Source organism: Spirillospora sp. NPDC049652 (genome assembly GCF_040675125.1).
GTDB lineage: Bacteria > Actinomycetota > Actinomycetes > Streptosporangiales > Streptosporangiaceae > Spirillospora.
This window is the reverse complement of the sequence record NZ_JBFAOF010000094.1, coordinates 1-14100: the sequence shown is the minus strand read 5'-3', so window position 1 is coordinate 14100 and position 14100 is coordinate 1. Positions and strand designations below refer to the sequence as shown.

General features: G+C 72.1%; 11 protein-coding genes. 3 read left to right on the top strand and 8 right to left on the bottom strand.

Going from position 1 to position 14100, the window contains the following annotated elements:
* Positions 1-99: 99 nt before the first annotated feature.
* Both rsmA and AB0J52_RS09525 read right to left on the bottom strand, forming a co-directional pair.
* On the bottom strand, positions 100-1053 hold the full coding sequence (gene rsmA / locus AB0J52_RS09530; protein WP_500181123.1) for a 16S rRNA (adenine(1518)-N(6)/adenine(1519)-N(6))-dimethyltransferase RsmA: 954 nt from the start codon (positions 1051-1053) through the stop codon (positions 100-102).
* A gap of 39 nt (positions 1054-1092) precedes the next feature.
* Complete coding sequence (locus tag AB0J52_RS09525; protein ID WP_500181122.1) at positions 1093-1905, bottom strand: resuscitation-promoting factor; 813 nt, start codon at positions 1903-1905, stop codon at positions 1093-1095.
* A 287-nt stretch (positions 1906-2192) separates the two neighbouring features.
* Here AB0J52_RS09525 and AB0J52_RS09520 point away from each other — a divergent pair, with 287 nt between their 5' ends.
* Positions 2193-2438: a hypothetical protein gene (locus tag AB0J52_RS09520; protein ID WP_500181121.1), complete on the top strand. Its 246-nt coding sequence runs from the start codon at positions 2193-2195 to the stop codon at positions 2436-2438.
* Between the two features lie 12 nt (positions 2439-2450).
* Here the strand turns inward: AB0J52_RS09520 and AB0J52_RS09515 are convergent, their stop codons facing one another.
* Together AB0J52_RS09515 and metG are read right to left on the bottom strand one after the other, a co-directional pair.
* Positions 2451-3299 (bottom strand): TatD family hydrolase, encoded by an 849-nt coding sequence (locus AB0J52_RS09515; protein ID WP_500181120.1) that lies wholly within the window; start codon positions 3297-3299, stop codon positions 2451-2453.
* Positions 3296-5092 (bottom strand): methionine--tRNA ligase, encoded by a 1797-nt coding sequence (gene metG, locus AB0J52_RS09510; RefSeq protein WP_500181119.1) that lies wholly within the window; start codon positions 5090-5092, stop codon positions 3296-3298. Before metG ends, AB0J52_RS09515 begins: the two co-directional genes overlap by 4 nt.
* Before the next feature lie 300 nt (positions 5093-5392).
* On the opposite strand from metG, the gene AB0J52_RS09505 reads away from it, so the two are divergent.
* Positions 5393-6928: an ArnT family glycosyltransferase gene (locus AB0J52_RS09505; protein WP_500181118.1), complete on the top strand. Its 1536-nt coding sequence runs from the start codon at positions 5393-5395 to the stop codon at positions 6926-6928.
* Positions 6929-7148: 220 nt separating this feature from the next.
* Here AB0J52_RS09505 and AB0J52_RS09500 read toward each other — a convergent pair whose 3' ends face one another.
* The gene (locus AB0J52_RS09500; RefSeq protein WP_500181117.1) at positions 7149-8945 is read right to left on the bottom strand and encodes a glycosyltransferase family protein; all 1797 of its coding nucleotides are present in this window, start codon (positions 8943-8945) and stop codon (positions 7149-7151) included.
* 332 nt (positions 8946-9277) lie between these two features.
* Positions 9278-10714 (bottom strand): glycosyltransferase family 2 protein, encoded by a 1437-nt coding sequence (locus tag AB0J52_RS09495; RefSeq protein ID WP_500181116.1) that lies wholly within the window; start codon positions 10712-10714, stop codon positions 9278-9280.
* Positions 10715-11022: 308 nt separating this feature from the next.
* On the opposite strand from AB0J52_RS09495, the gene AB0J52_RS09490 reads away from it, so the two are divergent.
* Positions 11023-12663, top strand: coding sequence for a hypothetical protein (locus AB0J52_RS09490; protein ID WP_500181115.1), 1641 nt, complete (start codon positions 11023-11025; stop codon positions 12661-12663).
* Between the two features lie 278 nt (positions 12664-12941).
* Here the strand turns inward: AB0J52_RS09490 and AB0J52_RS09485 are convergent, their stop codons facing one another.
* Complete coding sequence (locus tag AB0J52_RS09485; protein WP_500181114.1) at positions 12942-13244, bottom strand: hypothetical protein; 303 nt, start codon at positions 13242-13244, stop codon at positions 12942-12944.
* A gap of 115 nt (positions 13245-13359) precedes the next feature.
* Positions 13360-14100: 16S rRNA (cytidine(1402)-2'-O)-methyltransferase (rsmI, locus tag AB0J52_RS09480; protein WP_500181113.1), on the bottom strand; the 741-nt coding region annotated here is incomplete at its 5' end.

The window sequence follows — 14100 nt, the reverse complement described above, 5'->3', positions numbered from 1 at the left end:
GACCCACCGCCCACCACCGGGCGCGGGGCTAAGGGGCCCTATCTGTCGTTTCTGTGACCGACGATCACCGCCGCCACCGCCGTCCCCGTCAGGACGCGGTCACGTGCCCGCGCCGCCCGGTAGGCCCCCGTCACCCGCGCGCTCAGCATGGTCCTCCGCCTCTTCCGGTCCCGCCGGCCGGCCCCGGCCGCGGATCTCGCCCAAAGGACGATACTGGGCGATGCGGGCGAACGCGGCCACGTCGAGCTGCTCGCCCCGGGTCTTCGGGTCGACGCCGGCGGCGCGCAGGGCCTCCTCGGCGGCGGCGGCCGAGCCCGCCCAGCCCGCCAGCGCGGCCCGCAGCGTCTTGCGGCGCTGCGCGAACGCGGCGTCCACCACGGCGAACACCTCCGCGCGCGTGGCGGTGGTCGGCGGCGGATCGCTCCGGGTGAAGGCGACCAGGCCCGAGTCCACGTTCGGGGCGGGCCAGAAGACGGCGCGGCCGACCGGACCGGCCCGGCGCGCGTCGCCGTACCAGGCCAGCTTCACCGACGGCACGCCGTAGATCTTGCCGCCGGGGGCGGCGGTCATCCGGTCGGCGACCTCCGCCTGCACCATGACCAGCGCCTTCTCCAGGGAGGGCAGCCGCTCCAGCAGGTTCAGCACGACCGGGACGGCCACGTTGTAGGGCAGGTTCGCGACCAGCGCGGTCGGCGCCGGACCCGGCAGTTGTGTGATCTTCAACGCGTCCGCGTGGACGACCTCCAGCCGGTCCGCGAGCTCCGGCTCGCGCGCGCCGACGGTGATCGGCAGCGCGCGGGCGAGCGCCGCGTCGATCTCGACCGCCACCACCCGCCGGACCTGCGGCAGCAGCGCCAGCGTCAGCGAGCCGAGGCCCGGGCCGACCTCCAGCGCGACGTCGTCCGGCGCGAGCTCCGCCGCCCGGACGATCCGCCGGACGGTGTTGGCGTCGATGACGAAGTTCTGCCCGAGCGTCTTGGTCGGGCGGATGCCGAGCGCGCCGGCCAGTTCGCGGATCTCGGCCGGGCCGAGCAGTCCCTGAGAGTCCCCCACGTCCTCAAGTGTTCCAGGTGCCCGGGAGTGCTCCGGGTCTCAGGAGAACAGGAAGCGCCCGCAGTTCGGCCACTGCCCCTGCCAGCGCCCGCCGACGCGCTTGTAGAGCAGCTGCGCGCGGTAGGTCTGCTCGGCGGCCGGGGCGTCGCTCGGCTTGCCCGACCCGCCCACCGACGCCCAGGACGGGATCGAGAACTGGTAGAGGCCGTAGTACCCGGCCGGATTGACCGCGCGCGGGTTGCCGCCGGACTCGCACTTGGCCAGCCCCGCCCAGTTCAGCCTGGCGACGTCCCCGCCCGCCGCGCTCTGCGGCCCGACGCCGAGGATCCGCGGGACGGCCTTCTGCGTCAGCCGCTGGAAGATCACGGCCTTGACCTTCTTGCCGTGCCGCTTCACCCACGCGGTCTGCACGACCCTGATCTCCGGCCGCCCCTTCCGCAGCTCCTTCTGGCTGAACGGCGGCAGCGAGGACATCTTCTTCTTCACCGTCGGCGGATCGGTCTTCACCGTCCGGGTCTGCGGCTTCGACAGCAGCCGCGTGACCTTGATCGTGTCCGCGGGCGCGGCCGTCTTCACCGGCTTGACCAGGTCGTACTTGCCCAGCGCGATGTGCGCCTGGTCCAGCACCTGCTGGACGGTCTGCCCGGTCGTCATCACCTCGGTGCGGGCCGTGTCGACCAGGATCACGACCTTCTTCGGCGGCGGCCCGGAGGGCGACGCGGCGTTGTCCCCGGCCGGGTCCGCCTTCCCGGACGGCGGGGCGGCCTTGGCTCCGCCTCCCCCGCCTCCGCACGCGGCGGCGAGCAGGGCGACGGCGGCCAAGGGCACGACGAGACTCGGGTGAGGGCGCACGAGGATCTCCTCCGGGGGCGGGACGGTCGTTCGGGGGGCGCCGCACCCGGACGGCTCCGAGGGGGCGTCCGGCACGGTCTTGGGGGTGTCGTCCCGATGGGCGAGAACCTAGCGCCACCGCCGCCCCAGACGCCACCACCAGTCCGGAATATCCGCTGCGCGAACCAGACCGAAACCAGCGAATCCACCCGTCGACCACCGCCGCCTCACCCCCGACACGCCATCGTCCGGGACCGCCGATGCGCAGCCTTGACCCTCGTCCGGCGCCGGACGTCCTGAGGAGCCCCATGCGCGCGCTGCGATCACCTGTCGCGGTGAACCTCTACGCGGTCGCGCCGGCGCTCGCCGCCTGCCTCGGCGTCCTCCTCCTGCTCATCCGGGACCGCCGGAAGAAGGATGCCGCCGCGCTGTGGCGCCCCTCGCAGAGGCGCTGGCCCAGCGCGCACAACTCTCAGACCGCGCACCACGGCGTAGGCCACGGAATGCGGCCCGGCGGCCGTGAGGCGGTCGCCGGGCGTCGGGCTCCGGGGTGACGGGGTCGCGGGTTACCAGGGGCCGAAGACCCGTTCGCCGTTGGCGGCGATGGCGCGGCACAGGTCGTCCAGGCGGACTCCCTTGTAGTCGGCCATGAAGCGGACCGTGTGCGGGATCAGGTAGGACGCGTTCGGCTTGCCGCGGTTCGGGACGGGGGTGAGGAACGGCGCGTCCGTCTCGACCAGGATCAGGTCGAGCGGGGCGACGGCCAGGGCGTCGCGGAGCGGCTGGGCGTTCTTGAAGGTGATGTTGCCCGCGAAGCTCATCACGTAGCCGCGCTCGGCGCAGACCTCGGCCATCGCGGCGTCGCCGGAGAAGCAGTGGAACACCGTGTGCTCCGGCGCGCCCTCCTCGGCCAGGATGCGCAGCACGTCGTCGTGCGCGTCGCGGTCGTGGATCACCAGCGCCTTGCCGCTGCGCTTGGCGATCTCGATGTGCGCGCGGAACGAGCGGTGCTGGTCGTCCTTCGGGGCCCAGTCGCGGTAGTAGTCGAGGCCGGTCTCGCCGATCGCGCGGACCTTCGGCGCCCGCGCCAGCTCGGCGATGTCGTCCAGGACGGCGTCGGTGATGCCGGTCGTGTCGTTGGGGTGGATCGCCACGCCCGCGTACACGTCGTCGAACTCCGCGGCGGTGTCGGCGCACAGCCGCGAGGACGGCAGGTCGACCCCGATCGTGACGATCCGGGCGATGCCCGCCGCCTTCGCGGACGCGAGCTGCTCCTCGACGGGCAGCCCGACCAGGTCGAGGTGGCAGTGGCTGTCGAAGACGTCCACCGGCAGCCGGCCCGGCAGCGGCGGGAACGGGCGGGCGGCCTGGCCGTCGCCGCTCTGCTCGCCGTCGCCGCCCGCCGCGCCGCTCACTCGCCCTCCAGCCGGGCCAGCTCCTCCTCGACGACCGAGTCGTCCAGCTTCTTGAACAGCGGGGTCGGCTTGGTCAGCGGCACGCCCGGGGTGATCGGGCGCGACTCCCAGACGGCCTTCTCGACGGTGTAGTCGCCGGTCAGGATCGGGTAGTCGGGGCCGCCCTCCTCCGAGACGGTCTCCAGCCGCGGCTGCGCGGCCCACACGCCCTCGCCGCCGAGCATCTCGTGCACCTTCTGGGACGAGGACGGCAGGAACGGGGTGAGCAGCGACTTGGCGTCGTCGACCACCTGCAGCGCGGTGTGCAGGATCGACTGGACGCGGGCCGGGTCGTCCTTCAGCTTCCAGGGGGCCTGGTCGGACAGGTACCGGTTGGCGTCGCGGACGACGTCCAGCGCCTCGGTGATGCCGTTCTTGAACCGGGACCGGTCGAGCTCGGCGCCGACCCTGCCGAACGCCTCGCGGCTGCGCGCGAGCAGCGCCCGGTCGGTGTCGGTCAGCTCGCCCGGCTCGGGGATCGCGCCGTAGTTCTTGGCGGCCATGTTCACCGACCGGTTGACCAGGTTGCCCCAGGCCGCGACCAGCTCGTCGTTGTTGCGGCGGACGAACCCCGACCAGGTGAAGTCGGTGTCGTTGTTCTCCGGGCCGGCGACCGCGATGTAGTACCGCAGCGCGTCGACGTCGTACCGCTCCAGGAAGTCCTTCACGTAGATGACGACCTGGCGGGACGAGGAGAACTTGCGGCCCTCCATCGTCAGGAACTCCGACGACACGACCTCGGTCGGCACGTTCAGCGCGCCGAGCGACCCGGCCGTGCCGCCCTTGTCGCCCTGGCCGTTGTAGCCCATCAGCATCGCCGGCCAGATCTCGGCGTGGAAGACGATGTTGTCCTTGCCCATGAAGTAGTAGGACAGGGCGTCCGGGTCCTGCCACCAGGCGCGCCAGGCCTCGGGGTCGCCGGAGCGGCGGGCCCACTCCACCGAGGCGGAGAAGTAGCCGACGACGGCGTCGAACCAGACGTACAGCTTCTTGGCCGGGTTCTCGCGCCAGCCGTCCAGCGGGATCGGCACGCCCCAGTCGAGGTCGCGGGAGATCGCGCGCGGCTGCAGGTCGTCGAGCAGGTTGAGGGCGAACTTCAGCACGTTCGGCCGCCACTGGCCCTGCTTGCCCTTCAGGTACCGGCCGAGGACCTCGGTGAAGGCCGGGAGGTCGAGCATGAAGTGCTCGGTCTCCACGAACTTCGGGGTCTCGCCGTTGATCCGCGACACCGGGTTGATCAGGTCGATCGGGTCGAGCTGGTTGCCGCAGTTGTCGCACTGGTCGCCGCGCGCGCCGTCGTAGCCGCAGATCGGGCAGGTGCCCTCGATGTAGCGGTCGGGCAGCGTGCGGCCGGTGGACGGCGAGATCGCGCCCATCGTGGTCTTGGGGAAGATGTACCCGTTGTCGTACAGGCCCTTGAAGATCTCCTGGACGACCGCGTAGTGGTTGCGGGTGGTCGTCCGGGTGAACAGGTCGTAGCTCATGCCGAGGCCGCGCAGGTCCTCGGCGATGGCGAGGTTGTAGCGGTCGGCCAGCCCGCGGGCGCTCACGCCCTCCTTGTCGGCCTGGACCTGGATCGGCGTGCCGTGCTCGTCGGTGCCGCTCACCATGAGCACCTGGTTGCCCGCCATCCGCTGGTAGCGGCTGAACATGTCGGCGGGCAGCGCGAATCCGGAGACGTGCCCGAGGTGGCGGGGCCCGTTGGCGTACGGCCAGGCGGGCGCGGTGAGGATGTGTCGGCTCGACGAGGACATGGTTCAAGGGTAGAGGGCGCGCCCGTCCCGTCCGAACCGATATCACGCCTGTGGACGACCGGTTCCGACCGCGCCCCCGCGGACACGGGACGGTTGCTGAAAGATCACTGAGCGTTCGGCACCGTCGCGCACCGCACCCCAGGCCGTCCGGATACCCTGCGGAACTGGCCGATGACGTGCGCGGACGTGGGAGCGGGAACGGTTTTGACACACGCGGAAACGGCCCGCACGGCCGTCTCTGGCACTCCGGCCGGCGGGCCCCGGGCGGGCGCGCGGCGCTGGCTCCGGCGGCACCGGCTCGTGCTGGGCCTGACCGCCCTGGTCGCGGCCTGCGGGGTGGGGCTCCAGTACGTCCTGATGGTGCCGCCGCTGTACTTCGACCCGTACTACGTGTGGCTCGCCGCCCGCGACTGGCCGCACGTCCCGCTGGAGCAGTGGCCGTTCTCCGAGGTCCCGCACCAGGTGACGCGGATCGGCCTGGTGCTGCCCGCGCGGCTGGCGCAGGAGGTCCTCGGGCCCGGCCAGATCGCCTACTTCACGGTCACGGCGGCCGGCGTCGCGCTGTTCCTCACCGGCTGCTTCCTCGCCGTCCGGTCGCTGTTCGGGAACCTGGCAGGGCTGGCGTCCGTGCTGGTCATCCTGGTGAACCCGCTGTTCACGATGACCAACCCGTTCGGGCACGAGCTCGGCTGGTCCACCGGCGTCATGCTGCCGGACATGCCCGGCGCGGGCCTGTTCTCCCTCGGGATGGCGGCGCTCGTCACCTCGTCCCGCCGGACCGGGCGCGGCCAGACCCGCTGGCTGGTGGCCGCCGGCGCCTGCTACGGCCTGGCGTTCCTCAGCCGCGAGTTCGTGGCGTTCATGTTCGTGGCGATCCCGGTCTTCCTGGTCCTGCTGCGGATCCCGTGGCGGCGCAACGTCACGGTCGGGGTCCCGATGGCCGTGATCTTCGTGGCCGACCTCGTGCACAACCAGATCGTCTGGGGCAACCCGCTCGCCGGGCTGATCTCGGCGGCCGAACACGGGGGTCTCTCCCGCGACCACGTGACGCGGCGGCTCGCCGCCGAGTCGTTCACCCGCGCCATCCACGACTGGAACGCGCTCGGCTCGGTGTTCATCGCGGCGGTCGCGCTCGCCGTCGCCGGCTGGCTGGTCACCCGGGACCGGCGGCTGCTGCTCGCACTCGTCTGGTTCCTGGCCCTCGCCGTCCCGATCACCCTGCTGTCCGGGGTCATCGACCCGAAGTCGATCTCGCTGCGCGCCTGGCTGCCCCGCTACTGGGACGCCGTCCTCCCGGCGATCCTGGGAGGCGGCTTCGGCGCGGTCGGGCTGCTCTGGCGGCGCGTTCCGGACCGTTCCAGGCTCCGGCTCAGGACGCCCGCCGCACTCGTCGCCGCCGCTCTGACCGTGTCCTACGTGGTCGTGTGCGTCCGCGCCGTCCCGGACCTGCCGCGCGACACCGCCTGGAACGAGCTGCGGACCTGGCTGCGCGGCCGGAACGACATCACGACGATCTACTCCGACCGGCGGCTCGCGCAGACGCTCACCTTCTACGTCCGCGACCCGTGGGGGAACCGGACGTGGGACGGGCGGATCGAGTCCTGGCCGCACGACCACTACAGCCTGCCGGTCGAGGCGTTCAGCGCGCCCGTCCTGTGGACGCGCTGGCGCGGCCAGGAGTCGCAGATCCTCGGCGGCTGGGCGCCCACGGGCGAGAAGGGATGGCGGCGGCTCTGGCGGTCATCGGACGGCCTGCTCCAGATCTGGGACCACCCGTCCACGCTCGGCCAGACCCCACCGGTCACCACCCCGCCGGACCGCTCCGATCTGCATTAAGCCCCGGCCCACTGCGCTCGCCTAGCGGCTCGCTGTGTTGATCGCAGTCCCGGCCCACTGCGCTCGCCTAGCGGCTCGCTACGTGACCGGGTCTGGACGAACGCGGCATCGCTTCGCGATCTGCCCGGTTGCGCTCGCCTTCGGCTTCGCTCCACCGGGCAGGTCACGCGTTCGCGCGCAGGGTTGAGGTCACTTCGAGAGGAACCCCCGGAGCGGTTGGTCAGTCGCGGCGCCAGGCGACCCAGCCGCCCTCGTCGCCGCTCCGGGTCGTCACGATGTGCCAGCCCTTCGGCGGGACGCCGTGCCGCCACGACTGCTCCGGCGGGTTGATCCCGCTCCAGTTCAGGACGATCAGGTCGGCGCGGTCCGTCGGCGGCGGGAACCGGTTCCCGTCGAACTCGACCGTCCCGCGCCACCAGACGTCGTAGATCATCGGCAGCCGGAGCTTCCACGGCACCTGCCAGTCCACCGCGACCCGCTCGTGCGGCCGGGCGACGCCGTCCAGCCGGGCGACCGGGGTGAACTGGCGGACCAGCGGGCGGGCGATCTCGGCCGTGGCCGTCCCGGTCATGCCGAGCTGGACGGCCGCGAGCGTGCCGGCCAGCACGACCATGGCCTTCCGGCCGCGCAGCGCCCACACCACCAGGACGGCGAGCCCGAGCAGCACCAGGCCCGCGACCGTGGCCCGCCACAGGTGGAACCGGTGCCAGTCCTGGGTCAGGAAGGACGCCTCGGGGAAGTCGAACGGCGTGAAGACGTACCTGGCCAGGCGGTCGCCCGCGTACCAGTACACGGCCGCCCCGGACGCGGCGGCGAACGCGGCCGTCCCGCCCACTGCGAACGCCAGGGTCCGCCGGGACGCCCGGATCAGCACGGCGATCCCGGCCGCGACCAGCAGCGGCGCGAAGCAGGCCAGGTAGCGGCCGTACACGTAGTTGCCGACGCGGATCTCGTCGGGCAGCGCCGCGGACGTGGCGAGCGCGATCCCCGCGATGGACGCCAGAACGGCCAGGGCCAGCGCCCGCACCCGCGGGTCGATCCGCCGCCGGAACGCCAGGGAGCCGCAGCCGAACAACCCGATCCCGGCGAGCCCGCCCGTCCCGACGACCAGGTACCAGAGCTGCCCGACGGCCAGCGAGAACGTCCAGTTGAGCCCCGCCGCGCTGGTCAGCCGCCGGCGCAGGTTGCCCCCGAGGTCGTTGTCGCCCATCGGGTAGAGCACATGGAAGATGTGGACGTTCAGCCTCGTCCCGGCGAGGAAGATCGCGCCCAGCGCCACCGCCGCGAGGGCCGTCTGCCCGAACGGCCGCCACCGCCACACCGCCACCGCCATGAGCAGCACGGCGTGGACGGCGATGATCACGGCCCCGCGCGAGTGCATGGCGCACGCGTACCCCGCCAGCAGCGAGCCCCCCACGGCAGCCGCCGTCTGGACGCGCGGACTCGCACTGGTGAGCCACGTGTGCGTGAGCAGCAGCCAGCCCAGCACCACCACGGGCAGGATGGCGTCGGTCAGCACGAACTCGCTGTAGAAGACGGTGGCGGGCAGCAGCGCGACGACGTTCGCGAAGAGGAAGGCGCGCCCGCGCGTGAGCCCGAACCGCCGGAGCAGCACGAAGGCCAGGGGCAGCACCAGGGCCCCGAGCAGCGCGTTCACCGCCAGGGAGAGCCGGTAGGCCGTCTCCGGGTCGTGCACGAACCCGAACACGGGCATGAGCAGCACCGGGTACCCGCCCCGGTAGACCGTGCCGAAGGACATGTCGGCGGGCGGCCCCCCGGTGAGGACCCGCGCCGCGAACAGGTAGCCCGTCTCGTCCGGGGTGGCGACCGGCATCGTCTGGCCGGACGCGAACGCCAGCCGGATCGCGACCTGGACGGCCCAGCCCGCCAGGAGCAGCAGCCCCCAGCGCCGCCGGCCCGCCGACAGCGCGCCGCCCGCGCCCGGGGACGCCGCCGGCGCCTCCGGCCGTCCGGCCTGCCTGATGCCGCCGGCGACCGGGACGGGGTCGGTCAGCATGGGACCCGCGGCCGGGCGCGGACGGTCGCAAACGCTTGATCCATTGCCTTCTCAGGCTGCCACAACGCCGCGAATGCGACGTCTTCGGCCAGGAAACACTCAGCAACTTCTCGGCATAAGCGACGTTCGGCCACCCGCAGGTCATCCGCCCGTCACCCCCCCGGCGGACCCACACCTCTCCGCAGCCCCTCCCGTCCCTGGAACCCCTGGACGCGGACGAGCCCCGAGCGGTGTGCTCGGGGCTCGTCCGGGGGTGGGAGATCGCTCGGCGTCGAGGGGCCGGGCGGGGTGGTGCGGCGCGGTGAGGCGGTCTGCGAACGGGTGCGGACCCGCTACGAGCCCGCCTTCTTCCCGCCCGACTTCTTCGTGCCGGTCTTCTTCGCGGGGGCCTTCTTCTCAGCGGCCACGGTCCCGCCCTCGGCCTTGCCGTTCTCGTCGCCCTCGACCTGGGCGGCCTTCGCGCCGACGGCGACCTTCTCGGCCGGCTCGCCGGACACCGTGCCGGCGGCCTCGTCCGCGTCCTTGCCGGCGTTCCGCTCGGCGGCCAGGCGCTCGCCGGCGACCTTCTCCACGGCGGCGTCCACGACGCCCGCGGCCTCGTCGGCGGCGTCCACCAGCGGCGGGTGCTGGCGGCGGCGGATGCCGAGGATGGACACGAACATCGCGCCGAAGATCGTCTGGAAGCTCATCACCAGGGCGGTCGCGGACGGCACCACGATGCGCAGCGAGTGCCGGGGGTCGAGCTCGCCGAAGTTGTTGACCCGCCAGTGCATGACCGAGGCGACCAGGCCGGCCAGGCCGCCGACCGCCAGCAGACCGCCGATCACCAGGCCCTTCTCCATGCTCAGCCAGGAGGTCAGCTTGCGCACCCGGGTGTCGGTCGGCAGGAAGCCCTCCTGCGCCGCGTACACCTTGGTGAGGATGGCGAAGATCACCGCCTGGAAGCCGATCACCATCGCCGCGCCCGCGCCCACCAGGGTGTCGACGTCGAACGCGATGTCGCCGATCCGGACCGGGCCGGTGGACAGGGCGATCCCGGCGACCAGGCCGAGGGTCATGAAGACCAGGCCCGGGATCAGGAACAGCCAGCGCGGGCTGTAGAGCATGAGGAAGCGCAGGTGCCGCCAGCCGTCCCGCCAGGTGTTCAGGTGCGGCGGACGGGACCGGCCGTCCTGCGAGAGCGTGGTCGGCCGCTCGCGGATGTCGAGCTTGGCGAGGGTGGCCTTCACGACCATCTCGCTCGCGAACTCCATGCCGCCGGTCTGCAGGCCGAGGCGCAGGATCGACTCGCGGTTGAAGGCGCGCAGCCCGCAGTGGAAGTCACCGATCTTGCTGCCGAAGAACAGCCGGCCGACGAAGCTCAGCACCGGGTTGCCCAGGTAGCGGTGCAGCGGCGGCATCGCGCCCTCGGCGATCCCGCCCTGGAACCGGTTGCCCATCACCAGGTCGGCGCCGTCGCGCAGGTCCTCCAGGAACGGGCCGAGGGTCGCGAAGTCGTAGGAGTCGTCGGCGTCGCCCATCGCCACGTACTTGCCGCGCGCCGCGCGGATGCCGCCCATCAGGGCGTTGCCGTAGCCCTTGTCGGCCACCGGGACCACGCGGGCGCCGGCCTCGCGGGCGATCTGCTGGCTGCCGTCGGTGCTGCCGTTGTCCGCGATGACGACCTCGCCATCGATGCCCTGCTCGTCGAAGAACGCCAGCGTCTTGCGAATGCAGGTCTCGAGCGTCTCTGCCTCGTTCAGACATGGCATCACTACGGAGAGTTCCACGCGATCTCCTTCATTACCCCTGGTGACCGTCTGCGGCACTTTCAACTACTCTCGACTTGTTCCGCGGATCGGCCCGTCATAGTTCATGATGCCCACCGGAGACGGATGATGCGGGCCGCAAGGTCCAAGAGCGCCCGTATCGTGTTGCCTGGCAACTCGAAGGCCCTCTCCGCCGCGGCCGCCGGCGGCACTCTGGGGGCACAAGCATACGGGCACCTCGGCCCGGGAGGGGTGGGGCCGCTGTGACGCAGGCGGGAGAGCGGGGATCCGCCGGGTCCGGCCCGGAAGCGAAGGCAGGAGGCGCCGCGATGGCGAAACCCCCGGTGGACGGGGAGTCGCAGGGTCCGGCGACGGCGGCCGGGGCCGCCGGCGACGCGCCCGCGGCGGGCACCGGGCAGGACGTCACCGCGACCGACATCCAGGCGGTCATCGACGCCGCCGAGAAGGAGACCGCCAAGGCGGGCGCCCCGGCCGGTGACCAGCGCGTCTCCCTCGGTGACCGGCTGCGCGGCGCGACCTCTTTTATCCGCGCGTGGGTTCGCCGAAACCCTTTCTTCACTGTGATCCTGGTCACGGCGGCGCTGCTGCGCGGCATCGCGATGGTCGGCTACCGGCCGGCGATGTTCTTCAACGACAGCTTCGACTACCTGCACGTCGCGATGCGCGTGTACCCGCACCAGCTCCGGCCGGACGGCTACTCCTTCTTCCTGTGGATCCTCAAGCCGTTCCACAGCTTCGCCCTGGTCGTGGGCATCCAGCACCTCATGGGCCTCGGCATGGGCGTGATGGTCTACGCGCTGCTGCGGCGGCGGTTCTCGCTGCCCGGCTGGGGCGCGGCGCTCGCCGCCGCCCCGGTGCTGCTGGACGCCTACCAGATCCAGCTGGAGCAGCTGGTGCTGTCGGACGTCCAGTTCACCTTCCTCACCGTGGCCGCGGTGACGCTGCTGCTCTGGAACGACCGCCCGTCGTGGCGGGTCGCGGCGGTGATCGGCCTGGTCATCGGGGTGTCCTGGCTGACCCGCTCGGTCGGCCTGCCCGTCCTGCTCGGCGTGCTCGGCTACATGGTCATCCGGTGGATGAACTGGCGGGTGCTGGCCGCCACGGTGGTCGCCTGCGCGCTGCCGGTCGTGGCGTACATGGGCTGGTACCAGGCCGAGGAGGGCAAGTTCGCGATCACCGAGAGCAACGGGTTCTTCCTGTTCGCCCGGGTGTACAAGTTCGCCGACTGCCACAAGATCAAGAACCTGCCGGTGGAGGAGATGATCCTCTGCACCGAGAAGAACGGCACCCGCCTGCCGAACTCGCAGGACGGCATCTGGAACGCCGCGTCCCCCCTCAACCGCTACACCGGCACCCGCTGGGACCCGGAGAAGAACCGCCTCGGCAACGACTACGCCAAGCGCGTGATCATGGCCCAGCCGGGCGACTACGCGCGGACCGTCGCGCACGACTTCTTCCGCGTCTTCGCCTGGAAGCGGACGGTCTTCCCCGACCGGGCCACCTACGCGCAGTACGAGTTCGGCACCAAGGCCCGCGCGCTGCCGACCTGGCCGATGGGCAGCGGCGCGACCGCCGTCGAGGAGGCCAACGCCTACGAGCACGGCTCGGCGAGCACCCGCCTGACCCACCCGTTCGCCGACGTCGTCCGCGTCTACCAGGACCACTTCTACCTGCGCGGCACGCTCCTGGGCGTGCTGCTGCTGGTGGGCCTCGGCGGCATGGTCCCGTTCTGGCGCCGCTTCGGCGGCCCCGCGCTGCTCCCCTGGGTCCTGGCGATCGGCCTGCTGCTGGCCCCGGCCGCCACGGCGGAGTTCGACTACCGCTACGTCCTCCCGGCCGTCCCCCTGGCCGCCCTGGCGGCGGGCATGGCCTTCACGGCAGAGGCGAGAGCGAAATACGCCCGCCTACTCCCCCGCCGCAAGAAGAAGCCCGCCCAGGCCGCGACCTGAGAACGACATTAGCGCAACGCAAAATCAAGCAAACGAAAAAATAACCGGGCGAAAACCTAACCCGGAAATGCAGCGAGCGCGACGGCGATCCACAAGCAGAAGCCCCCAAGCGGGAACCCCGCAACAACCGCAACCGGCGCGAGTGCGCTACCAACCGCGCGGGGGCAACGCCGAAGGCGAGCCCCCACGCGGTTGATCGCGAAGCGATGCCGCACTCGCAGAGCATCCGGTCCGGGGGACGAGCCGCCAGGCGAGCCCCCCGGAGCCGGAGGCTCCCATCAATACGCGTGCAGGCGGCGGAGCCGGAAGACCAGTTCGAGATCGTCTCCCCGGCGGGTCGGGGGGACGGCGCGGTGGCGCCGCCACGGGGCCGGCCAGGCCCGGACGCGGGCCCGCTGGCAGTCGGGACACATGTGGTCGGTCCAGGGTGTGGTGCAGGAGTGGCCGTCGTGCTCGTAGGCGACCGCCTCACCGCCGTGCCCGTCCGCGACGTGCCGGACCTCGAACTCCTCGTCCCAGGTCCGGCCGCAGTTCTGGCACTCGTACACCCAGACCTCGTGGTTCGACCATGCGTCGTGCACGGCCCCCACCCCCTCGGTGAACGCTTTTCAGGCGGGTTCCATCCTTTTCCCGATCCGGAGCCCGAGGTGTTTATTACCCACAATTCTAGCCGTCGGACCGTTCCGGCCGTGGTGACTATTCGCGGGCGGTGACGACCGCGTCGTACACGACGCGCTTGGGCAGGCCGTTCTCCTTGGCGATCTCCGCGATCGCCTGCTTGCGGGGGATTCCGGTCTGCTCCACTCGCTCGGCGACGGCGGTCCGGAGGTCGGCCGGGTCGGACAGCCCCTCGCGTTCGGGCGCGCCGCCGACGACGACGGAGATCTCGCCGAGGACGCCGTCCGCGGCCCATTTCGCCAGTTCGGCGAGCGAGCCGCGGCGGACCTCCTCGTAGGTCTTGGTCAGCTCGCGGCACACGGCGGCCGGACGGTCCGGGCCGAACGCCCCGGCCATCGCGGCGAGGCTGTCGGCGAGGCGGCGCGGCGACTCGAAGAAGACCATCGTGCGCCGCTCGTCCGCGAGGGCGGCCAGGTGGCGGGCGCGCTCGCCCTGCTTGCGCGGCGGGAAGCCCTCGAAGCAGAACCGGTCGGTGGGCAGGCCGGAGACCACCAGCGCGGTTGTCACGGCGGACGGGCCGGGCAGCACGGTCACCGGGACCCCCTCGGCGACGGCGGCGCGGACGAGCCGGTACCCCGGGTCCGACACGCCCGGCATGCCGGCGTCGGTGATGACGAGGACGTCCCGTCCGGCGCGCAGTTCGTCGAGCAGGCCGTTCACGCTCGCCCGCTCGTTGTGCTCGTGGTGCGCCAGCACCCGGCCGGTGATCTCCACCCCGAGGTCGGCGGCGAGGCGGCGCAGCCGCCGGGTGTCCTCGGC

What these genes read in the sequence shown, in the direction of transcription:
- AB0J52_RS09520 (WP_500181121.1), top strand. Translation starts at nt 2,193, where the DNA reads ATGCGCGCGCTGCGATCACCTGTCGCGGTGAACCTCTACGCGGTCGCG.
- AB0J52_RS09490 (WP_500181115.1), top strand. Translation starts at nt 11,023, where the DNA reads ATGGCGAAACCCCCGGTGGACGGGGAGTCGCAGGGTCCGGCGACGGCG.
- AB0J52_RS09500 (WP_500181117.1), bottom strand. Translation starts at nt 8,945, where the DNA reads ATGCTGACCGACCCCGTCCCGGTCGCCGGCGGCATCAGGCAGGCCGGA.
- metG (WP_500181119.1), bottom strand. Translation starts at nt 5,092, where the DNA reads ATGTCCTCGTCGAGCCGACACATCCTCACCGCGCCCGCCTGGCCGTAC.